This window comes from Aquimarina mytili (assembly GCF_016735115.1).
Taxonomy (GTDB): Bacteria; Bacteroidota; Bacteroidia; order Flavobacteriales; family Flavobacteriaceae; genus Aquimarina; species Aquimarina mytili.
In genome coordinates this window covers 79,885-102,808 of record NZ_JAERQJ010000002.1, presented here as the reverse complement: position 1 = coordinate 102,808, position 22,924 = coordinate 79,885, and the positions used below count along the sequence as shown (strand labels likewise).

Sequence of the window (22,924 nt, the reverse complement as noted above, 5' to 3'; positions counted from 1 at the left end):
CGGGGAGTCGGCGGAGCTTAAGAAAAAGAATATGAAAAACAAAACAAACATAACAGGAAAGACATTAATCGATTTAGGTTTTAGATCCGGAAAATGGTTTCCAGAAGCAATCAATCATATCAATACAAACCAATTAGAAAGAGAAGCAATGCATAGCTATTTGGAGCAGTTTAAATCTCCGCCAATTGTAGATTTGCATACTGAATCGGCTCCATTCGCAATTAACATAAAAGCTGAAAACGAGTTAGAGGAAACCAATGTAAATTCGGTTGTTGAATCGATGAATACATTGATGAAAACACCAACACTAGTTAATGGGGCAATTATGCCAGATGCTTGCCCCACGGGAGCTAATGGAACAATACCAGTAGGAGGGGTGGCAGTTGCAAAAAATGCGATCCATCCAGGAATGCATAGTGCAGATATTTGTTGTTCTGTAATGCTTACTGATTTTGGTACAATGGATCCTAAAAAAGTTTTGGATGCAGCACATAAAAACACCCATTTTGGACCAGGTGGGAGAGATAGAAATACACAGTATAGATTTCCAGATGAGTTATTAAAAGATTTTCAAGGTAATTATATGTTGAATAATGAAAAAATGATTCAAGCAGCAAGATCACATTTGGGGACACAAGGAGATGGTAATCATTTTTTGTTTATCGGGACATCCAGAAATACTGGGAATACAATGATGATTACGCATCACGGTTCCAGAGGTCCTGGAGCTAATTTGTATACCCTAGGAATGAAAATCGCAGAACGTTTCAGAAAAGAAATTTCACCCGAAACGCTAAAACAAAATGCCTGGATTCCTTTTGATACAGAAGAAGGTCAAAACTATTGGGAGGCTTTACAGATCATAAGAAAATGGACCAAAACTAATCACGAAGTAATACATAATGCCACTCTTGAAACTTTACAAGTTAAAGCTCAAGATCGATATTGGAATGAACATAACTTTGTATTTAAAGATGAAGATTTATTCTATCACGCAAAAGGAGCCACTCCTCTTGATGCTAAGTTTATGCCAGATATTACAGGACCAAGATTGATTCCATTAAATATGTCTGAGCCAGTTTTGATTGTGAATGGAGAGACTACAGTAAACAATCTTGGTTTTGCTCCTCATGGGGCAGGGCGTAATGTGAGCAGAACCCAGCACAGAAGAAGTAAAGAGGGGAGAACCAATGAAGAAGTGTTTCAGGAAGAAACAGAAGGGTTAGATATTCGTTTCTTTTCTAATGAAATTGATGTTACCGAATTACCGAGTGCATATAAAAATGCTGAGACAGTAAGAAACCAAATGGACGAATATGGTCTAGGTAAAGTAATAGATGAAGTACTTCCATATGGGTGTATTATGGCAGGTGACTGGAAGAAAAATGCCCCTTGGAGAAAGAAAAAAAGAAGAAAATGATGAAAGAATTAGAATTAAATATATCTAAAGTACTTATAGGTTTAATAACTATAGATGAGTTTGAAAGTATTATTTATCAAGAATATTATGTGGAACAAATGAAGTCCAATGATTTCATTTCTAATATAATTACAATAAATTATAAGAACAAGAAATGGAAAAAGGAATTAGAGGAATTAATATATGAGTTATGGGTTGATAACAAATATTTAACCTATGTGTTATATAAATATTGTCATATAATTATTGAGAATACCGATTCAGAAACCGTATTTCATACTATGGATAAAATAGCGGAGCTATGTATTAAATATGATTATGAATATGACACTTTAATGCAATTTTATGGATTTGCTGATGAATTAGGTTTTATCCTATCTGGATATGGTTCTCGTTCCGCAGAAAAGTTAATACTTGATATAAAAACCTATGCTAGATTATATTCCAATACATACAACATAAATCAGGATGTTCAAGTATTATTGAATCTTGAGGAAGGTTTGGATAAAAAAGTTAATCGAGTTGAAAAATTGAGAGATAAGAAAACTCCATCTGATTTTCTTGAAAAGTCAAAAAATAACAGAAAATGGTTTCAGTTTTGGAAATAAATGAAAAACAATAGATATGCAAATTAAAAAAGGAACTCTGTATTAAGTTTAAAAATTAAAAAACTTAATACAAAATGAAACCTTATGAGAACAAGAAGTTTTACAATTATAGTAAAAACCACAAAAGAAAAAAAAGAACTAAAAGTGCCAAAATTTGGTGGAAAAGTAATTCTTGGGAATATCGAAGATACTTAAGACAGAAACATCGTAACAAGTGTAAAAATATACTACGGAGGAAATTATTGGGAGAAGAAATAGAATTTCCATTGTATAAAAAAACATTGTGGTGGGAAGCCTAATGTTAGAATACCAAGTAGAACTATTGAAGACATATTCTCTATGAATAGGTAGGTGTAAAAAGAATGCACCGGTTTTTATAACTGGTGCATTTTTATTGAAACAGTCTTCCCATAACAAACTCCCATTTGAAATAAACAAACGTAAACCATTCCCATACTTGCAGAATACAAAGACAGACGAATAAGCAACTCCTTAGGGAAAAAATCATGAACATTATTATCAAACATATTGAAATCATTGAACGAATTGATCAACTAATTCGGTTGCAGGCAACTGGTACACCAGAAGACTTTGCTTCTCGATTGGGGATTTCCAAAACCAAATTGTATCGAGTGATTGGTGTTATGAAAAAACTAAATGCACCTATTGAATATAATATACATTTAGAAAGCTTTGTGTATGCTGAATCTGTGGCATTTACTTTTGGGTTTTATAGAAAAGATTGATGATTTTAACTAATGATGAGAATATTGCTTCAAGCAAGAGAACTATTTAAGCACTTTATAGTCAAGTATTTAACAATCCTTAAAATTGATGTCCTTTTTTTTATGATGATATTATAAGAGTTTTAGGAATTAACTTTTAAAATAAAATATCTATTATGAATTATCTAGTAATAAATAAATTAGGGAGAGAGTCAATTGACCTTATGTATGCAGTAAACAATGTTTCTGTTGGAATTAGAGAAGCCCTGAAGCTTCCTAAATTAAAAAAAGATAAAGAAATTTTCACTCAATTAAAGATACTTTATAATGAGGTTAATTCAATTGATCACCCATATACAGTTGAACAAATTAATATGAAGGATATTCAAAAGGTTGAAAATATTCGTTTACAAGCCTTTGAACTTCTAAAAAAGTATTTAAATTACCATAGTTAAGATAAACTAATAAATAAAACCGATGCTTCTAGAGTATCGGTTTTGTTGTATATAGCCGTTTTACTCATATATTATATTTGTACTATAATTTATATTATGTAAAATAGAATATTTTACTACCTACCTCTATCCAGAAAATATTCCAGCCTATTGTATTCATAAAGAAATGACAAACGCATGCTGACTAATATATCGATGTTATATATCCGCTCCATAAATTCAATATTCAGGAATATGTTCGAGAATTTTTCAAATATTCGATTCTCTGGGATCAAACATGTATTAGAATACATAATACCTTTCACGTTATTATATGAAAATTGTTCAGATTATAATCATGGCATAACTTAAAAAACTATATTCGCGCCCATGTGGATGTATTTAGGATTATTGACGGCACTTTTTTTAGGATTACATAATCTCTGTAAAAAACATGCCGTACAAGGAAATGAAGTTTTTCCTGTACTTTTTGGGACCATCTTCTCAGGTTTTTTGTTGCTTCTTCCATTTTTTATTGGTTCTCGGTTCTATCCAGAATATACTATGCAAATTGGATTTCATATTGATACTATTTCCTGGGCAACTCATGGCTTTATTTTTATAAAATCAATGATCATGGCAACATCTTGGGTATTGGCATATCAAGCCTTAAAGCATTTACCAATCACCATCGTTACACCTATACGCTCTGCTGGTCCGTTTTTTACATTTATCGGTGCTATTCTAATCTACCAGGAAAATCCCAATTTTTTGCAATGGATAGGCTTTTTCCTTATTATTTTCTCTGTCGTGTTATATTCCAAAATAGGAAAAAAAGAAGGTATTAATTTTAAGAGAAATAAGTGGATATTCGCTATCATTGGTGCTACCTTTTTAGGAGCTTCTAGTGGTTTGTATGATAAGTTTTTAATTCAAAATTTAACTTTAAATCCGCAAACCTTACAATTTTGGTTTTGTACCTATACAACGTTAATTTTATTAGGTATCTTATTAGTTACATGGTTTCCTAACGCCCAAAAACGTAAAGAGTTTAAATGGCGATGGACTATCATTGCCGTTGGTATTTTGTTACAAGCTGCCGATTATTTTTATTTCAAAGCCTTACAAGATCCCGAGGCATTAATTATGCTACTCTCGGCAATAAAACGAAGTCAAATACTAATTGCTGTTGTTATTGGCGGACTTGTCTTTAAAGAAAAAAATAAACGTAAAAAATTAGTTCCTCTACTGGGTATTATGATGGGTGTGTTTTTGATTTTATACTCATAAATTAATAGAAAATCTTATTCTACACACTTGTTCTAAGTTGAAGGGTGTGTATTTTATGATATCTTTAAAATGGTGAATCCTCTAATTTTAAGTATAATAATCAATATATTTTGTCCAATTTCAATATTTGATTAATAAAGATTTTTTAGGAGACGTCCTGCTTAACATCGAATGAAGTATTGTAGTTTCTTTTAGCATTATCTTTTTCATAAAATCCGAAAGAAAAAGCAACGGCTTCTTGATATACAAAACTTTCTATGATGTAATCATATTTTATGGGCGCATTTAGTTTCTTCATCACTCCGATTATACGGTATAATTTGGCTTTTGAAATTTCTAGTCGAGAAGCAAAATCTTCTGGTGATCCGGTGGCTTGTAAGCGTATTAGTTGATCTATACGCTCCATAATTTGGATATGTTTAATAATGATATTCAATTCTTATATAGCTGTTTTAGTTGATTAAACGTTTTCTAATTTGAGTTAAATTGTCGTCTACAATCAATTTTCCATCAATAAAGACGGTTTGTAGAAGCCCTTTACTTTCTTCCTCTTGAGAAACCTGATCCTTTAGTGTGATTTGACCGTTTTTCTGATACAAATTGATTAACCCTTTAGCCGATTTTTTGGTGCCGTCATCAGTTATGGGGTCCTTAAAAATCTCTCGCCCTTCGCCATTCACCTCTACATAGGTAGCTTTCATTGCGAAGCCAAAAGTATCCCTGGTATTATATTGATATGTAAAGCTTCCTATACCCAAGACAACATTTGTTGAGGCAAACCCTTTTTTCTTGAGGTGTTCACAAATTTGTATAGCTCTTTCTATGGTAATGCTATCCCCATAAATAGCCCCAATTTTTGGATTCAATACTTTATACCCTTGTTCATTTATAGTTCCTCCAAATTCGTCCCATAATAATTCTATTACTCCTTTAGAAATTATAGGGTTTTCATGCTCGCATCCGCATATAATATCTACGGGATCTCCAGAATCGGGGCGAATCACTAGTTTTCCATCACGATCAAGAATTTCTTTCTTCAATTCTGGTAAATATTCTGTAAGTACTTTCCATAAATCCCATGTATCAGACACTACTGATAATATTCCCTTTGGATATGTATTCAATAATCTTTTAAACGTACCGATTTCATCCTCTTTACTACCGGCACACATTACACTGTGCTCTGTAGCATTAACACTACCAATAACCAGTTCTTTGGTAACATCGGTATTATAAAATGTTTCATAAGCTTTAGCCACTGGAAGAGTATCACTACCTGAAAATGCTAAGGCATGCCCCATACCACTAAGTATTGAAGATTCTGTTCCAGACATTCCTCGCATAGAAAAGTCATGTCCCTGCCAAGTCACGAACTCCAGGTTTTCTTTATCCGTTTCTAAAGCATATTGTGTAAGTATCTTTCTATACCGTTTGGCAATGGTAGCCGAAGTGCAGGGTTGCCAAATTATGCTGGATAAAAGTGTTTCTAAGTAGTTTGTCAACCAAAAGAATTCTGGTTTAGTATTTACTACAGTAAACATTGGAACTCTGATAGGTACTTCTGTTCCTTCTGGTAGGGCTTTGATTTCTATTGGTAAATAGCCCAAGTCATGTAGATCTTCTATATGCTTAATATCATAATCCAAACCTAAGTAATTGTCTACATATTTTTTATATTCTGCAGTTACTGTTTCTTTGGGTTGGAGGAAGAAACCACTATCAAATTGTTTGATCAAATATTCCTTAATGAAGTATTGTAATCCGAAAAATACCACATGATCTATTCCCGCTACTCTACTTTTACGTGGTGTCCAATTAGAATAAACTTTGGTTGTTCCTAGAGGATATTGTTCTTTATGACCTAATTTATAACCGTCTGTTAGAAGTAATGGATTCATTTTATAATATTTTGTGTTATTTGTACGCAAATATAAATCATAAGATTTGATCCACAAAGTATTTTGCGTACTTTTTACATAAAATATGAATAACTATATAGAATGAATTAGTTTCTTCCTTTTTCCTTAGGATATAATGATGGTAAAGAATCACTTTGCCAAAACTCTTTGGTATCTACATCCAAGATAGTCAACTTACCTTTAAAAGCAGCACCGGTATCAATATTCCAAAGATTATAGGCTTGCATTGGCACATTTTGGTTATAATTAGTTGTGGGTGTATGGCCGATATAGATTTCAGAATAATGTTTAAATCTTTCAGGTGGATTATCCCTTAGTATTTCTTTGTCCACTTTATCGGCTAGTAGTGCTGCCTCCCATAAAGTTCTATCCCAGTAATAATTAGACTCGTACTCTTCTTTACCCACTCCATACATCGATGTAAAACCAGCATGAAGAAATAATCGGTTTTTGGAATCTAAATAGTAATCATGCAAATTTTTGAAAAACTTTTTATGTGTATCTTTGGTTAGATGTCTGGAGTGTATATAACTTCTTATGGTTTCTTCGCCTCCATGCGCTAACCATATTGGGTTGGTTTCTCCTTTTTCTAACCATAACCCACACCAGAGATCGTGATTACCTCTAATAAAAGTACAGTTATTAGAGGCAGATAAGGCCAGTAATTCTTCAATTGTTTCTGCAGATTCGCTCCATCCATCCACATAATCGCCTAAAAAAATCAAGGTATCATCTTGTGTAACCCCTGCTCTATCCAATACTTGAAGTAAAGCTTTATGTCCACCATGTATGTCTCCTATAACAAGTGTTCTCATGATTGAAAATCAATATATTCTGGTGAAACATTATCGGTTAACCATACTCCATTATCAGACTGAAAGAATTCAATACCATTAGCATGCATAGCCCCTGATCTGATAATGAGTATAATGGGTTTTCCTCTTCGTGATCCTACTTTGGTTGCCGTTTCTCTTTCTTCACTAAGATGTACATGATGTCTGCTCATTTTTAGTAATCCCATTTCTTTAATAGCATCCATAAATTTTTCAACTGTACCATGATATAAGAACTCTGGCGGTTGTTTTGGTGTGTACTTTAAATCAATTTTTAAAGAATGTCCTTGGCTCGCTCGTATTCTAGTGTAATCCTGGTTGAATGCGAATCGTTTTTTATCATTGGTTTCAACAATTTCTTTCAATAATTCGATGTCTAAATTGGGTTGGTACTTTTGACATTTTGATACTAATTCTTCAACATCAGCCCAACCGTTTTCATCTAGTTGTAATCCTATTTTGCCAGGGTCATGTCTTAAAACAAGACTTAAAAATTTACTTATATGTTTATGATTTGTTTTCATGTTTATTCAAAATCGTATACAAAGACATCTACGTCTTTTTCTATTAATGTTTCTTTAATTATTGGCTCTATTCTGTCCCATTTTCCTCCGGCTAATCCACAACCTATTCTAGGCATATGAATACTTGCATCTAGTTTTTTAGCTTCTATAGCTATCTTTTCCAAACATGTTTTAACGGCTTCATAACGAATAGGAACGCCGTTACTTCTGGTTTTAATTCCTTGTTGTGCAATCATATTACCAATATGGATATAAGCTGATACTTGTATTAATTGAATTGCCCCCAATTGAAAATCATTTTTTGCACGATTACTATGCCATTCTCGATAACTCTTTTCAGGTTCTGGCCATCTTTTAGAAATTGCTAGTACAAAACCTTTTCCCCAGCCACCGATATTATTGCAGACATGCACAATAATCTTAGTTCCTTTGGCTTGTGGAACCGTTGCATCTCCTTTTATATAATGTATTTCTTTCATACCAACATTAAAAATTTATTTAAAGTTTTATTTGTTCTATACTATTCTCATCAATATCTCTAAAAGAATTTGTGGTGAATATGGTGTCGAATTGTTGTTCAAATTTTTCAGTTCCATTACTAAAAATTCCATGGCTAATGATCAGACTTATTTTCCCTGCTTTTTTTTCTTTTAATACTTGGGCCAGTCCTAAAAAAGTTCCGCCGCCGTCACATATATCGTCTACAATTACGCAATGTTTCCCTTTTAAATCCTCTTCATAGACTCTAAAACCTGATAACTGACCTGTTTTAACATCTCTTTTCTTTGAACACTCTATGACTTCTACTCCACCCAAATACTCAGATACTTTATAGATCTTTTTTAGCGCTCCTCCATCTGGCGCAACCAATACTACTTCTTCACCTATAGTTTGTAAACACTGTTTTACAAACTCATAGTTCTGGATCACTTTTACATTATTTAATAATGCAGGAGTTACTTCAGAATGTGGATCAAAAACGGCTACTTGATTATAGTTTTGGGCATTAATAATATCTGCATATACTTTTACACTCAAAGACTCTCCCAAGACCATAACTCTATCTTGCCTTGCTGCAGGAAAATATGGAATAAAAACATGGATCACTTTTACATCCATTCTACGCAAAGCATCTGTAGCGATCAATAATAATCCCAAATCGTTAAAAGACCTAATACGTTGTGTAATCGTAATGGGGCCTTCAATATTTTGGTTTATAATTTTTATATGCGGTTCACCACCAGCAAAAGTAAAGGCCTCAAAGTCTATTGACGGACCATAAGGAGTGAATGATGAATCTAAATGTAAAAACTGCATTATTGTGTTATTTTTACGCAAATTTATGTTTCGAGAATGATTCTACCAAATATTTTGCGTAAAAAATACAATAAATTAATTCCTGAATCCCTTTGCTGTCACTTGAAAACCATTATTTAATATCAAAAAGGAATCCTTCTTTTTGGTGTTTGAAGTATTGTTTTTTGTTGAATTTAAACAAGTTAGCGGGCCTTCCCCTACCCTCGGATACTTTTTCATCCAGTTCTTCGAGAATATTAAAACTTAGTATCTTTTTTCTGAAGTTTCTTCTATCGATTTGTTTCTCTAGTATCGTCATATACAACTTTTCCAGGTCTGAAAATAAGAATTTATCATCCAAAAGATCAAAACCGATGGGTTCATACGTTAATTTACTTCGAAGTCTTCCTTTTGCCTTTTCTAGGATTGTTTTATGATCGAATGTCAAATCTGGAAGGTCTTGTACATCAAACCATGCTACATCTTTTGCATCTGTATCTGCTTTGATATCGTGGTGCTCTGGTTTTACCAAGGCAAAATATGTTACACTTACAACTCTATTTCTTGGATCTCTATTTGGTTTTCCAAAAGAATACAGCTGCTCCATGTAGTCAACGGTTACATTAGTTTCTTCTTTTAATTCTCGTTCTACTGCCTGTTCCAGACTTTCATCTTCCAGAACCAATCCTCCCGGTAGTGCCCAAGAATCTTTAAACGGTTCAATATCTCTTTTGATCAATAATACATTAAGGGCTTTGTCTTTATATCCAAAGACGACTGCATCAACAGCAATTTTAATATTTTGGCGTATCATATACGCAAAATTATGAATTTTGTATTTAAATGAAGAAGATTTATTGATTTTCTTCTTATCCAGAATTGTCATAATTCTTTTGTTCTTTATAAAAACCAAAGGCAAAGGCTACAGATTCTACATAAACAAAACTTTCTAGATGATTGTCGTATTCAATCGGAGCATTTAGCTTTTTCATTACTCCGATTATACGGTATAATTTGGCTTTTGAAATTTCTAGTCGAGAAGCAAAATCTTCTGGGGATCCGGTAGCTTCTAATCGAATTAAATGATCTATTCGTTTAATGATTTCTATATGTTTGATAATAATATTCATGATTTTTCTTCTCTTTTTGACGTACTTAAAGTATGGAATATGAAGACCGGTTCAATAAAAATGCACCAGTTATAATAACCGGTGCATCTTCTTCACACCTAACTATTCACAGAGAATATGTCCTTCAATTGTTTGATCATACCACCGTCACCAGAGACGCTAATCTCTCCAATCTTATCAGCGATTTTCTCTACGTACTCCATTTCTTTAAGTTTGTAGAGCATTTCATTCTCTTCCATAAGTTTGGCAGTATTTAGCAAACTACGAGTAGAGGCTGTCTCTTCTCGACGGGTGATGATGTTGGCCTGAGCTTTCTTTTGTGCTACCAATACCTGGTTCATGATTTCTTTCATATCACCTGGCAAAATAATATCTCGAATACCACAATTCAATACTCGTACACCTAGTTTTACAGCTTGGTTTTTAACGCTTTCCAGTACTGAATCAGCAATACTTTCTTTACGTTCCAAAAGTTCATCTAGGGTGTAGTTTCCTACGAAAGTTCTTAAGGCTAACTGCATCGCGATATACAATTGCTTTTCGTAATCTTTGTTATCTAATAAAGCTTTTTCAATATCCACAACTTTATACTGTGTATAGAAATTGATACGAACGGCCGCTTTATCTTTGGTTAACAATTCTTGGCCGGCAATTTCTAATTGCAATTGACGTAAATCTGCTTTAGCAATCTTGATAGAGGTATCATTTCTCCAGAAACGATACGTACCACTTTCCAGAGTTTTAGCATACACATCATCTACAATCAAGATTGCTTTTTCATAGGCAGCTACTTCAAAAGCTCTTATATACTTAGTTAATGCATAGTGGCTAAATAATGATTTATCAATCTTTTCAGTAATGTAAATCTTACTTAGATCTACTTTTATAAACTCATACTCTACTAATCCTTTCCAGTATACATAACGGCTTGCAGATAACGTATTTTTGAAATTACCATTCTCGTACATCAATATGATCTCATTATCTTTTACTTCAATTACATGTAACATGGCCTCCAACTCTTTGTCTTGTAGTAAGAGTTCCAGTGCTACTGGTGCAGCAAAAGGCTTGGTAAGATCATACTGTATTACCCTTTCATTAAATCCTAACCAATGGATTCCTTTGGTAATTACTCGATGGTAATCTCCTTTTTTGAAAACTAAACCTACTTTGCCCGCATTAATTCTTACTCTTTTCATTTTTTACTTTTTAAATTAAACATTCATTAGATGACAATTCCTGTAACGGAGACCTTGTCTACTTCAATCCAGAACTACGGGTATGGTTCTATCTCAAAGTATATTGTAATCGATTCTAGGAATCGTAATATTTATTTTCTAGAAAAACAGTGAAAGCAAATCATCTTTCCTATACGGAAATATTGGTTTGTTATGTTGTCTATAACCAGTTTTAAGCAAAGAGAAAAGAGTATAGAATCTTAGAAAAGATCATATAGTACTAAAATCTGAGTTCAAAAAAGTGGCTATTTCGAATACTAACAATACTAATATTTCAAAGTACATTCGAGACTGTTGGTATAGTAAGAGTACTATAACAACCGATCTGCAATCACAGTTTTTTGTCATGTTTTACAGCAAGACGTGCTGGGGCCAGTTTTAAAAGATAGCCGAGCTTTATAACCTACATCCTGAGTGTAGTGCTCTAACCGAACTGAGCTACGAAACCTAAAAAAGTGGTCTCGACAGGATTCGAACCTGTGCAAATAAAAAAGGCATTTTGAGTGCCTGTTTCGCTAGATTAAAAGTCTAGTGCGTTTACCAATTCCGCCATATCCGTAAAGGATAGTGGGACTCGAACCCACATGAAACAATCTATTGCTCTACCATTGAGCTACGGGACCATTTGTCATTATTTTTCTCTGCGGTCCCGAAGGGATTCGAACCCTCAACACATAGAGTGGTGACTATTTTTGGTTATAGCCAAACCTTCAAGTCAAGTTGTATATGAAGTTATAATACAAACTTTGCAATACATCATACAATGGTGCTATACAGAAACACTCAACAAGACTTACTTGATATTTTTAAAGAACTTATATTTTGTACCTCTTACCAGATTCGAACTGGTACTTCCGCTATTGGCGGACAGATTGGCTCTAAATGCGCTTCCCTACTTTGATTCTTGTTCATTTCGGTGCTTCTGCAAATTCTATTCATTAGTAGGCAAGCCACTAACAACGTCATCCAATCACTCCGTGGTTACGATCAAGGGTCTTTTACCACAGCTCTTCCTTTTAAGCTAAAGAGGTTCTTTATCAAAGCCCTGCTACCTACCCTATATTGTAGCAGGGCACTACTTCAAACCCTCATTATACCCCATTTAACATGAGGGTTCGTTTTAATGACATAACAAAGATGAGATTATACTACGCAGTCTTTTTGCGTAGATAAAAAATCACTTATAAAAAACACGATGTCTGTCATTTTTACTCTTTACCTCTTCTGAGCCAGGAGGATATAGAGCTTTACTCATCGATTTGATATAATTTGAAGCCCACTTTAATAACACTCTGGTGATTAAAGGCTTCAAGCCTTGCTTTTTTCTTTTGCCACTAGTAAAGTGAGTTTCCATAATACTTAGATGAATTGGTTAAACATTGTTTAAAAAATTAGTGGAACAGATAGGGATCGAACCTATATCTTCGGATCTTCAATCCGGCGCATTGACCAACTTTGCTACTGTTCCTTTTTGGGTGTACTCCGGGGCTCGAACCCTGTTCTTCCCGTTCACAGCGGGGTGCTTTACCAGATAAGCTAGAGACACCATATCGACAACCCGGGGGGATTCGAACCCCCTAATTTCACATAAAAAGTATAGCCTCTTAACCTTTCGGCCACCTTGTCTCAATGGTACAGGGAGTGAGACTCGAACTCTCAAAATCCTGATTCTAAATCAGACGGATATACCAATTTCCACAATCCCTGCAATTGTCTGGGGAACAGGATTAGCTCGTAAGATTGCTATTTAATAATTAGGTACTCGTGAATGCTAAGCATTTCGAACTTATAACCTCCCGCGTCCAAGGCGGGTAAACTACCATTGTTGCATCCCTAGTTTATGCGGAGGATAAAGGAATTGAACCCTTACTACTCAATGGTAGACTTGTTTAGCAGACAAGCGCAACAAACCAATATTTGCCTATCCTCCATAATGTTGACGTAGTAGGATTTGAACCTACATCACCTCGGTTAAAAGCCGAGTGCTTTAGCCAAATACCCTACACGTCAATGTGTTTGGTTTTCAAAATGTCAATGAACTATATCCATAAAAAAAGACGCCTTGTCTGGGCGTCTTCTATATTCTATATATCTTGATGTTTGTATAAGCTATATTCTTATAACCATCTTTTCTATAAAATAGACACCCTTTATGTTCACATCAGAACAATATTCTCTTTGCTTGGTAAAGAGGCGATTTAAAATATGCTGCGAACTATTCGGTATCATTTTTATTGTTTTAAATTATTTTTCTAATACTACAATCTTGATTATCATTTCTTGTTTCGATTGCGATGCAAAGATTAAAATTTTTTTTAAATCTGCAAATATTTTTTTTGATTTATTTTATTGATTATCAATTAGTTATCATTAAAATTAGATATGGGAATTCCTGTCCGTTTTTCAACGGATTTTGGATATTTTCGCAATAGTCTGTCTCCCTGATGCTTACTTTCCAAATATTAATTTTTATGTGCTAATTAACTTTTATACATTTTGCTAAAAAAATTCATAAAAAAAGCGCCCAATTTCTTGGACGCTCGTGGTTATATCTAGTTTTTGTTTTAAATCATTTCAAAAAATGCTTAAACATAGTCTACATAACGTCCTGTTTCGAATGGATAATTCATTAATCCCTCGATAATCACACTGACTAAACAGTGATTTTGGTGCGGTATGTATTCTATTTTGTGTCATTTTGTTATGCAAATATTGACATTTTTTTGATAATTCTCCAAATAATTCTTATTAATAATGAAATTTCATGATATATTTTACAACTGGCCTACATTTAGATTAGATGTAACCGTTATTTTTTATACTGACTTAGCCCAATTCGTTGTTTACTTGTATTACCAGGTTGACCAGGATATGATGCTAAATCCGGATCAATAGGATCGTTATTTTGCGGACCATATTTACCTCCTAGTCCAAAAAATATAAATGTTAATAAATCTCTATTCATTTTACCAAGTTTTCTCATCCATTTTCCCTGTTCACTTCGGTCAAAAGATACAGCTGCTTTAATTCCTTCTGCAGACATTTTTTCGTAGAACTCAGGGCTAGAATAATAATCCGGACCATGAATTGTAGATAAGTCATCGACTTCTTTTAAAAAGTCCTTATATTTTTTGATATTTTCAATCCATTCTTTAAACTTTTTTCCTCTTTCGTATACTTCTTCAAAAGTGGGTTCTTTTTTGTCGTTATATATGACACTTGGTTCTAAAGTATATGGAAAAGGACCTCCTTTAGAATTGGTTGTGGGACTATACTTATTGTTGATCAATTTAGGGCTCTTGTTTTGTAAGGCTATTTCTATTTTTTCCCATGAACCTCTAAACATCCATTGATTTGTGGTTAGTACTGTATCCTGTTTACTTTTAAGATCTTGGATATGTAGTTTTTTCATTTTCCATACTGGAATTTGGGTATGACTATACTCAAATACTCCAGCTCCAAAGTTTTCATCGTAATCAATTTTTAATACCATTTCATGATTCGAGATTTTCATGATTCTTCCTTTATCATCTTTTACTATATCAAATACCGCCGGACGATATAATTCGACAAGCGTTGTTGAGTATACTTCTGGCGTAGCCCGTAAAAAGAAACCATTACCTATATACGACCATAGTCCCTTATGTATTTCTTTGCTTCCTGCCCCTAATGGAGGAATTCCTGTTTTTACAGCAATGGCCTCTATTTCGTCATATTTCATTTGTGTAGTTTGCATCTTGTTTCGTAATGAAGCATAGGTTTTAGCAAGATATCGTATTTCTTTAGGAAGTAATTTATCTTTTATTTTATCAAAATCTACTTCCATAGATAACATTTCCTTTTTTGTTAAAAGCGGTCTTATCTTTTTCTGAAAATTAAGTGGATACTTAGAAAATTTTGTTCCGGCTTCGATCCCCCAAATCAAGGTTTGTACATTAGATTGTGAGATTTCAGGGTATTTGACAGATTTTTTCAGAATATTATGTATCACTTTTGCTCTACTTCCTTTTAGTTTCGCAATTTGATATCCATCGCCTTTGGTTGGCCCGTATACTCCTGCCTTTAGACAATATGAACGCACCTTGGACCTATAATATCCTGGACCTAGTTTAGCACTTCCTATTTCTTGTGATAGTTCTGGTCTAAACAAATCTTCGTCAAACCAATCAATACCAGAAAGTGTGTCTTGTATTGATGTCGAAATAGGCGCAGTTTGATTGAGTGACATTACTCTAGTTTTACCAATACTGGTTTTTACTTTTTTTATTACTTTGTCAAATAGCTGAGCTTCGCTTGTTACTCCTATAAACAAAAAAAAGAAGAGCAATAGTAGTTTCCTATTACTTTTCTTTCGGATTATGTCGTTTACATATTTCATATTTCCCTTTAACTTTTAATGTGTTAAAAACCCACATCTTTAGTTAAAAGTAACCCTTAATCTTATAAGTATACGACTGTATGAGAATGCATACTTAAAATATTAGAATTTATAGATATACAATGAGAATTTTATTTATAATTATGTTACGTCATATGCTTCTACTACATGTTCTACGCTATCTCGATAAAGCTCTAAGTGAGTGACTAGTCAATTTTTCTTCTGACAATCTATTCGAGTATATTAAATATCTTTTTTGTATTTCTAAAAAATACCTCTTATAATACATGTATCATGTATTATCATTTATTGCGGTTTTTAAATTAGTAAATGCATCTTGCAGTTTTGACAATGGTGATGCTATATTTATTCGCATAAAGTTTTGGTGATTATCATCAAACCATGCCCCAGGTGTTAAAGCAAGTTGTGCCTTATTAAAAACTAAGTCTTTCAAATCGTCTTCTGATAGATTCAAATCACTAAAATCTAACCAAATTTGATACGTTCCGTCAGGAACAAATATCTTTACTTGTGGAATTTCGTTTAGAATGAAATTTTGAATCCATTTTACGCTCTTTTCCAAATACCTAACCAATTCATTTACCCAGTCCTCGCCCTTTGTATAGGCTGCAATAGTTGCAAAAGTTGAAAACGCATTACCATGGTCAAGATACATGGATTCTATTGTCGTTTTTACTTTTGAAAAAACATCTTGGTTCGGGATATATAGATAACCATTAGAGATACTCTGCATTCCAAATGTTTTAGCAGGAGAGCCTAAGATTGCAATGTGCTTATCGCTTAATGAAGCAATACTATTAAATTTGGCATTAGAATAGATGATATCTGAATGAATTTCATCACTAATGATTGTGATATTATAGGCTTTTGCTAGTTGGATTAGTTTTTCTAACTCTTTTTGATTCCATACTCGGCCAACCGGATTATGTGGATTGCATAACAACAGAATTTTTACGTTCTCTGCTCGAAGTTTTTGTTCTAAATCCTCAAAATCCATTTGATATTTTCCATCTACTATGTTTAATGGATTTCTTACTATTTTTCTATTAGCCGTATTAATGAGTTTATAAAATTGGTGATATACTGGCGTTTGAACTAATATACCATCTCCTTCGTTAGATAATTCTCTAATAAGCAATGCAATACCCGTTAGTACACCAGAAACCTGTACAAAAGATTTACTATTTAATTGTAACTGATGACGTTTTAAATTCCAATCCGCAATCGCCTTGAACACTTCATTTGGATTAAATTCGTAGGCATAAATGCCTCTATCTACTAGACGTTGCAGCTCGTTTGTGATTGGTTCTGTTACTTTAAAATCCATATCAGCAATCCAAAATGGAACAACATCTGTTGTACCAAACATCGACTTTAAATAATTCGGATTACTTTTTGCAAATTGATGTTCATAGTCATTGTATACTGTGTTAAATAGAGTCATAATTAAAGTTTGTTTTTTAGGACGTAAATAGGTGCATAATAATTGATGAATAAAATTACTATGAATATAACAAAGATAGAAATAGAGAATATATTCCTAAAATTTCTATGTCATAGAGGAGTTATAAAGCAAAAAGATGCTTCAATAATAACACTGAAGCATCTTTTTTGGGTACTTATATAATCATTATTTGATGATTAACTTTTTTATACTATCCTTTTCACCTTCGGATTGGATTTTTATTACATAAATACCGGAGCTAAGTCCTAAGTTATTCGCTGAGAAATTGTTTATACCTGGATTTAATATGGCTTCATGTTTCTTCTGTCCAAGTGTAGTATATATGGATACTATGATCTCTTCAGTACTTTTTGAGCTTGAATTTAGATTAAGAGAGAATTGATTATTTGTTGGGTTTGGCGCCATTTTGATAGCATCTATACCTTCGTTTTCATTTCCAATTGAAGCACCTTTATTGCTTAAGTTAGCAATAAGTTCACTAGCAGATAATGACCCGCTACAAGACCCTTCATATATTTTTAGATTTGAGAAAATAGAGTTATTCCCTGAACCAGCATCATTATCATTGATGAACACTAATCGATCCATTGATCCCGTATAGAAATTTCCAACAGGAATTGTATAGGTAATTGTGCCCGAAGAATAGTTATCAAAACTGGTCTCTCCATAGTTTTGTGTACCGTGCACTTTAAAATAACGCGATGCTGTTAAGAAATTGTTGTTTTCGAACCCAATGGCATGAATTTCACCTTGTGAAGTACTATTAAAATCAAATTCAATCACAGTATTGCTGGTTACTGTATAATCAAAAGGAACGGCTTTCCAAGTGTTGTTGTCAAGCCTTAGACCTGAACCATCATTGATCACAGCGAAGTCACCGGCATTGTCTTGGTTAGAAAAACTATCAATAGAGGCCGTAGCAAAATTAAAAATATCACAATCGGGCGTTGGGTTTGGATCAACGGGACCGTTCTGGATCGTTACAGCATCAATGGCAATATCACTTTGCCATCCGTTATTGCCGTTACCCGTTACAACGACAAAGCGTAATTGTACACTATCGTTTCCTGCATAGGCAGTAAGATCAATATCAGCAGGATTCCAAGTGTTTCCTTGTGCTCCGTTTCTACTAAATATGTTTGTCCAATTTCCTGTATTATTGATTCTTGCTTCTACAGTAAGACTATTAACAGCACTACCAAACATATGATATTGGAACACAAGTCTTGGTAATGTAAGTGCGCTAAAATTTAAACACGGAGAATTCAATATAGCCCTTTTATTTGGGTATCCTGTACCATTGACTGAGGCTTCTACATATAGATAAAAATTACCATCTGCCGCATTAGATGGTCCGGTAGTATTGGAAGGTGTACCTCCAGAGTTTCTTGACCAGTTTAGGTCATCATTACTTGACTGCGACCACTGCCCTATGCTGCTTTCGAAACTTTCGGTATACGGAAAAGAAGATATATTTCCTGAACACGTTTCGCCAGTAGGTGGTGGAGTTGTAGGATCTATTTCTCCGTCGATATCAAATCGAGAAAAGAAATTCCAAATTTCTTGAGAAGTATTTATATTACCTCCATTCCAACTATGTCCCTTTCCTTGTACTCTAATAAACTCTGCCGTTACACCATTATCTCCATTATCCCAAATAGAACGTGTAGACCCACCTCCTAATTGAAATACATCTGGTGTGGGATCGCCATTGTTTACACTGGACCAGTATTCCATAACATCCTGTATAGGTTCATTCGTTCCGTTACCATTTATAGCAATAACGTTATCATTTGTACCCGTTATTTGTAATACAGCAGTAGGGTGTTGTGGTTGACATTGTCCTCGGTCTATCCATACTCTTGTCATGCTTCCTGCTACAGAAGCCACCGCCGCGATTCTGGGACTTAATTCGCATGCTAGTCTGTAACTAAAAAAACCTCCATTAGAAAATCCAGTAGCATAAATACGTTTTTCATTAATATTAAAATCTTCTTGAATTTTATTGATTAATGCATCCGAAAATCCCAAATCGTCTTCATTGCCACCAAAATTATTGTTGATAGCCCATCCTGCGAAAAAACCACCCAGCCCTTGTGGAGTGACAAAAATAAACTGATTATCTTCAGCTAATTGTCTAAAGTCGCTCTGGTTGTATTGTATATCAATGTTGTTCGTAAATCCATGATAATTTAAAATTAGAGGAGCTGGCGTATTAGCATCGTAGCTCTGGGGAACATATAGGCGGTATTGCCTGGTTCTTCCATCATGCTGTATTGTAGCGTTAATAACCTGTTGTGCATAAGTGGTGCTAGTAGCTATACATATAATAACTAAAATGCACAGAAATTTCTGTGTAAGAGTAAGCTGAGTTTTCATGTTAATTTGTTTAAAAAATTATGTTTGTGTAATTGATATCATAATATTTTAACAGTAAAAAAGCATAATTCCTAATTTGTTATATATATATAACTGATTTATTGAATAAGTGCTAATATTGAACATGATCTATTGTCATATTCTTAAAAAGAAGTCTAGAAAAAAGAAAAGAGGTTATGTATGTTTATAGAATCCCTTCAGGATTTGATACTTTTTTTGGTATACGTACTATCAAACGCTTTATTTTGTAAAGAACATTAAGATCTAACTTCTTCTAACTGATCTTTGGAATCAAAAGAAATGATAAATTTTGTACCAATACCCAATTGGCTTTCACAATGAATTTCACCATTCATGGCTTCGATATATTTTTTTACGATAGATAATCCAAGCCCAATAGATGCTTCGCCTTCGGTTGGTTGTGCACTAAGTCTTTGAAACCTTCCAAAAAGTTTCTTTTGGTCTTCTTCACTAATACCCGGCCCTTGATCTTCAACTGTAACATATGTTTTTCGATCCTTAGATTTTATGTGCAAGAATACTTTACTTCCCCTGTCAGAAAATTTGATAGCATTAGATACTAAATTTTCTAATACCTGAATCGTATAATTTTTATCAACTTCAACAAAATGATTTCCTGGTTCGGAGATAGTACTTATCTCAATCTCTTTTCCTTCAGAAGTAAGGCGAAAACATTTTACAACATAATTTACCAATTCTACTAAGTCTAGAACCTGGTTCTTTAATTTAACTCTATTTGTCTCTAAAGCATGTATATTTAGGATCCGGCCGATCATTTGAGAAAGACGATCTGCAGAATTATCAATCTCTGTTAAGTAAGATTCCTGATCTTCAGTAAGGTCCAAAGATGTCATATCAATTAATTGAATTAATAATCGTATATGGCTCAAAGGAGTTCTAAGATCATGCGCTACTACATTAACCAGCATGTCTTTCTCCTTGTTTAGGTTGACAAGTTTCTCATTTTGAATAGCAACTTCTGCCGTTCGCTCCTTGACCTTTTTTTCTAGTATTATATTTTGTTCTTGTATTAATCTTTCATTTTCTTTGGCTGCCAACAATGCTTCTAATTGTGCATCCTCTTTTTGTTGTTTGTACATATTAATACGATCACCTAATGCAAATGAAAGTAATAACACTTCTAAGGCAGAACCAATTTGCATTGCATTTAAATATGTCATTACAAAAGTGACGTTTAATGACTCAAGAATAGCAAAGAAAATACCTAGAATAAGAGCACCCCAGGCAAATAAATAGTACTTAGCAGGGCGATATCCTTTTAATTTAAAACGAATACCCAAAATAAGAAAGAACACCGACATGATAAGAAGACCTCCTTGCGATAGTTTAAGCCCTTCTATTTTAAAACCTAATAGTACGAGAACGCATATCAAGACACCTACAACAAGAAATATCATTGATCCTTTATGCATGGCAGAACCAGATTCTTTGGTATTTAAAAACTTCTGCGTAAATAAGGTAGCTGTAATCATTGTTAATCCCGAACTTACAACTACCAATCCGTTAAGAAAGGGGAAATTTGGCCAAAAGTATTCAAAGAAATAGCCAAATACTGAAGCCATAAACCATGTAATGCTAAATACGTATGCAATGTAGTAGAGATATATTCTTTCTCTGGTAGAAAAATATAAAAAGAGATTATAGAGAAAGATTAATAACATAAATCCGAAATAAATCCCTTGAAGAAAATCTAAATCATGCTCGTAGGCTACAAAATTGGGTAGTGTTCCTACCCTAAGGAGAAAAAATAGGGGTTGATCGCATTTTACTCTAAGATAAAAGGTATGTGTGGTATCCTTTTCAAAATTAAGAGCAAATAGATAATTGCCTACTTTAATTTCTCTACTGTTAAAAGGTAAATCATCGCCTGTATGTCTAGTTGAAATTAATTCGCCTTTATCATCAAATTCATAAAGAGAAATCGAATCGATATACGCAGAACCAACATTCAAATAAAAATTATCAGATATTGCTTTAGAAACCTTAAATTTTAGCCAGTAGGCAGAGGCTGTACTTGAAAAATTTACCGCCTCCTGAGAATTAGGCACAAAAGTAGCCTCAACATCATTATTAATAATATCATTTATTGATAACTTAAGAGTAGCATCTTCTAGATAATAGGTTTGTTTTCCTATATCTCGTAACGCTACTGCATCATCCAGAAGAATCGTAGTTTGACCAAATACATGAGTAGGAAATAATATTAATATTGAGAATAGCCTTAAATAGTATTTGAAATAAGTTATCATTCTTTGTGTTTAGTATGGAGAATTTTATAAAAAATACTTCTTGAATTTACTAAAAATATTCATGGTATTTAACAATTTAACTTGTAAGTTTATAAACCTTTTCTCTAATATATGAACAAACTTGAAATACTTCAGGAAAAAGCAAAAGTAATTGTTGATGGTGTTTCTAATGATCCTCAAGGTCGCTATCAATTGCGGTATGAGTTCTACCAAAAATATGGAGACCCTTTTGCTAAAGGTAAAGAAGGACTAGGTAATTCTGAATTGGCATTTATTAAATGGGAAATAAAACGGGGTACGCTCAATGCTTTAGAAGGCCCTCACTCGGGAAGCCCATGGTGGAGAGAAGTGAATAGTCATTTTCTTTATGTAGCGACTCTAGCCCAATTAATCAAAGAATCCGGGGAAGCATTTCAGGACTTACCCGTTCCTGCCAGTTTTTGGCTTGATTATATCGATACGCCTAACGAATGCTCATGGTACCGCGCTCATAATTCAAGTATAATTTCAGGGTATCAGGTTGCTAATAGATTGGCTCATAACGAATCTATTTATGAACAATGTTTCATGAATATTGTGCTCTATCGCTTACTTTTTGCACAGTCAATGGTTGAAGGTGTAAGTTTTGGGATTTTAGGTAAAATATTTGCTAACCCCAGGGGATTTGCAGTAGCCCTAATAACGGGTGTACGAGCTTTTTATCCGGATAATTACCCAATGTCAAAAGAAGATATAAAATATGTAACCCACCGTGCGCGTAACTTTATGGGCTTTATTGAAGATGTTTTTGATAAGCTATTGATATCGCCACATTTGAACAGGTTGTATAATGAAGCTGCCAACTGGAATCGTTCTCCAATACTTGTAGACTATGTAAGAAATAACAAACCCATCTATCCCATAACTGAAAAATGAGTTGAATTCAACGCACTTTAATACTAAATAAACTGACAACATAAAATAATACTTCTTA

Annotated in this window: 20 protein-coding genes and 6 tRNA genes; 6 read left to right on the top strand and 20 right to left on the bottom strand. The window is 33.6% G+C overall.

Going from position 1 to position 22,924, the window contains the following annotated elements:
• Positions 1 to 31: 31 nt before the first annotated feature.
• From JJQ60_RS05275 to JJQ60_RS05255, 5 genes are all read left to right on the top strand, one after another.
• Positions 32 to 1,420, top strand: a complete 1,389-nt coding sequence (locus tag JJQ60_RS05275; protein WP_201917427.1) for an RtcB family protein — start codon at positions 32 to 34, stop codon at positions 1,418 to 1,420.
• Positions 1,417 to 2,028: a hypothetical protein gene (locus JJQ60_RS05270; RefSeq protein WP_201917425.1), complete on the top strand. Its 612-nt coding sequence runs from the start codon at positions 1,417 to 1,419 to the stop codon at positions 2,026 to 2,028. Before JJQ60_RS05275 ends, JJQ60_RS05270 begins: the two co-directional genes overlap by 4 nt.
• A 506-nt stretch (positions 2,029 to 2,534) precedes the next feature.
• Positions 2,535 to 2,774 carry a hypothetical protein gene (locus JJQ60_RS05265; RefSeq protein WP_201917423.1) on the top strand — a complete coding sequence of 80 codons (240 nt, stop codon included), beginning with the start codon at positions 2,535 to 2,537 and terminating at the stop codon, positions 2,772 to 2,774.
• A 155-nt stretch (positions 2,775 to 2,929) separates the two neighbouring features.
• Positions 2,930 to 3,208: a hypothetical protein gene (locus JJQ60_RS05260; protein WP_201917421.1), complete on the top strand. Its 279-nt coding sequence runs from the start codon at positions 2,930 to 2,932 to the stop codon at positions 3,206 to 3,208.
• Positions 3,209 to 3,577: 369 nt separating this feature from the next.
• Complete coding sequence (locus JJQ60_RS05255) at positions 3,578 to 4,477, top strand: EamA family transporter (RefSeq protein WP_201917419.1); 900 nt, start codon at positions 3,578 to 3,580, stop codon at positions 4,475 to 4,477.
• 145 nt (positions 4,478 to 4,622) lie between these two features.
• On the opposite strand, the gene JJQ60_RS05250 is transcribed toward JJQ60_RS05255, so the two are convergent.
• The 20 genes from JJQ60_RS05250 to JJQ60_RS05155 form a co-directional block, all read right to left on the bottom strand.
• Entirely contained in the window at positions 4,623 to 4,913 is a 291-nt protein-coding gene (locus tag JJQ60_RS05250; protein ID WP_201917417.1) for a hypothetical protein, read from the bottom strand.
• Between the two features lie 16 nt (positions 4,914 to 4,929).
• The gene (locus JJQ60_RS05245) at positions 4,930 to 6,375 is read right to left on the bottom strand and encodes a nicotinate phosphoribosyltransferase (RefSeq protein WP_201917415.1); all 1,446 of its coding nucleotides are present in this window, start codon (positions 6,373 to 6,375) and stop codon (positions 4,930 to 4,932) included.
• A 107-nt stretch (positions 6,376 to 6,482) separates the two neighbouring features.
• Positions 6,483 to 7,211, bottom strand: coding sequence for a metallophosphoesterase family protein (locus JJQ60_RS05240; protein WP_201917413.1), 729 nt, complete (start codon positions 7,209 to 7,211; stop codon positions 6,483 to 6,485).
• On the bottom strand, positions 7,208 to 7,753 hold the full coding sequence (locus tag JJQ60_RS05235) for an RNA 2'-phosphotransferase (RefSeq protein WP_201917411.1): 546 nt from the start codon (positions 7,751 to 7,753) through the stop codon (positions 7,208 to 7,210). Before JJQ60_RS05235 ends, JJQ60_RS05240 begins: the two co-directional genes overlap by 4 nt.
• A gap of 2 nt (positions 7,754 to 7,755) precedes the next feature.
• Complete coding sequence (locus JJQ60_RS05230; RefSeq protein WP_201917409.1) at positions 7,756 to 8,232, bottom strand: macro domain-containing protein; 477 nt, start codon at positions 8,230 to 8,232, stop codon at positions 7,756 to 7,758.
• Between the two features lie 19 nt (positions 8,233 to 8,251).
• Complete coding sequence (gene prs / locus JJQ60_RS05225) at positions 8,252 to 9,070, bottom strand: ribose-phosphate diphosphokinase (RefSeq protein WP_201917407.1); 819 nt, start codon at positions 9,068 to 9,070, stop codon at positions 8,252 to 8,254.
• Positions 9,071 to 9,182: 112 nt separating this feature from the next.
• Positions 9,183 to 9,863, bottom strand: a complete 681-nt coding sequence (locus tag JJQ60_RS05220) for an NUDIX hydrolase (protein WP_201918194.1) — start codon at positions 9,861 to 9,863, stop codon at positions 9,183 to 9,185.
• A gap of 55 nt (positions 9,864 to 9,918) precedes the next feature.
• Positions 9,919 to 10,179 (bottom strand): hypothetical protein, encoded by a 261-nt coding sequence (locus JJQ60_RS05215; RefSeq protein WP_201917405.1) that lies wholly within the window; start codon positions 10,177 to 10,179, stop codon positions 9,919 to 9,921.
• Between the two features lie 98 nt (positions 10,180 to 10,277).
• Positions 10,278 to 11,378 (bottom strand): slipin family protein, encoded by a 1,101-nt coding sequence (locus tag JJQ60_RS05210; protein ID WP_201917403.1) that lies wholly within the window; start codon positions 11,376 to 11,378, stop codon positions 10,278 to 10,280.
• Between the two features lie 495 nt (positions 11,379 to 11,873).
• Positions 11,874 to 11,968, bottom strand: a tRNA-Lys gene (locus tag JJQ60_RS05205).
• A gap of 626 nt (positions 11,969 to 12,594) precedes the next feature.
• Positions 12,595 to 12,771 carry a hypothetical protein gene (locus JJQ60_RS05200; protein ID WP_201917401.1) on the bottom strand — a complete coding sequence of 59 codons (177 nt, stop codon included), beginning with the start codon at positions 12,769 to 12,771 and terminating at the stop codon, positions 12,595 to 12,597.
• 41 nt (positions 12,772 to 12,812) lie between these two features.
• Positions 12,813 to 12,885 (bottom strand) — tRNA-Phe (locus JJQ60_RS05195).
• A 5-nt stretch (positions 12,886 to 12,890) separates the two neighbouring features.
• Positions 12,891 to 12,964: transfer RNA gene (locus JJQ60_RS05190), tRNA-His, on the bottom strand.
• 83 nt (positions 12,965 to 13,047) lie between these two features.
• A tRNA-Leu gene (locus JJQ60_RS05185) sits at positions 13,048 to 13,125 on the bottom strand.
• 135 nt (positions 13,126 to 13,260) lie between these two features.
• A tRNA-Ser gene (locus tag JJQ60_RS05180) sits at positions 13,261 to 13,347 on the bottom strand.
• A gap of 6 nt (positions 13,348 to 13,353) precedes the next feature.
• Positions 13,354 to 13,427: transfer RNA gene (locus JJQ60_RS05175), tRNA-Lys, on the bottom strand.
• A 799-nt stretch (positions 13,428 to 14,226) separates the two neighbouring features.
• Positions 14,227 to 15,795 (bottom strand): hypothetical protein, encoded by a 1,569-nt coding sequence (locus JJQ60_RS05170; RefSeq protein ID WP_201917399.1) that lies wholly within the window; start codon positions 15,793 to 15,795, stop codon positions 14,227 to 14,229.
• A 292-nt stretch (positions 15,796 to 16,087) separates the two neighbouring features.
• Positions 16,088 to 17,260, bottom strand: a complete 1,173-nt coding sequence (locus JJQ60_RS05165; RefSeq protein WP_201917397.1) for a MalY/PatB family protein — start codon at positions 17,258 to 17,260, stop codon at positions 16,088 to 16,090.
• 186 nt (positions 17,261 to 17,446) lie between these two features.
• Positions 17,447 to 19,660, bottom strand: coding sequence for a T9SS type A sorting domain-containing protein (locus tag JJQ60_RS05160; protein ID WP_201917395.1), 2,214 nt, complete (start codon positions 19,658 to 19,660; stop codon positions 17,447 to 17,449).
• Between the two features lie 257 nt (positions 19,661 to 19,917).
• A complete protein-coding gene (locus JJQ60_RS05155; RefSeq protein WP_201917393.1) occupies positions 19,918 to 21,951 on the bottom strand; it encodes a sensor histidine kinase in 2,034 nt (677 codons plus the stop codon).
• Between the two features lie 111 nt (positions 21,952 to 22,062).
• On the opposite strand from JJQ60_RS05155, the gene JJQ60_RS05150 reads away from it, so the two are divergent.
• Positions 22,063 to 22,866 (top strand): hypothetical protein, encoded by an 804-nt coding sequence (locus JJQ60_RS05150; RefSeq protein WP_201917391.1) that lies wholly within the window; start codon positions 22,063 to 22,065, stop codon positions 22,864 to 22,866.
• Positions 22,867 to 22,924 lie beyond the last annotated feature (58 nt).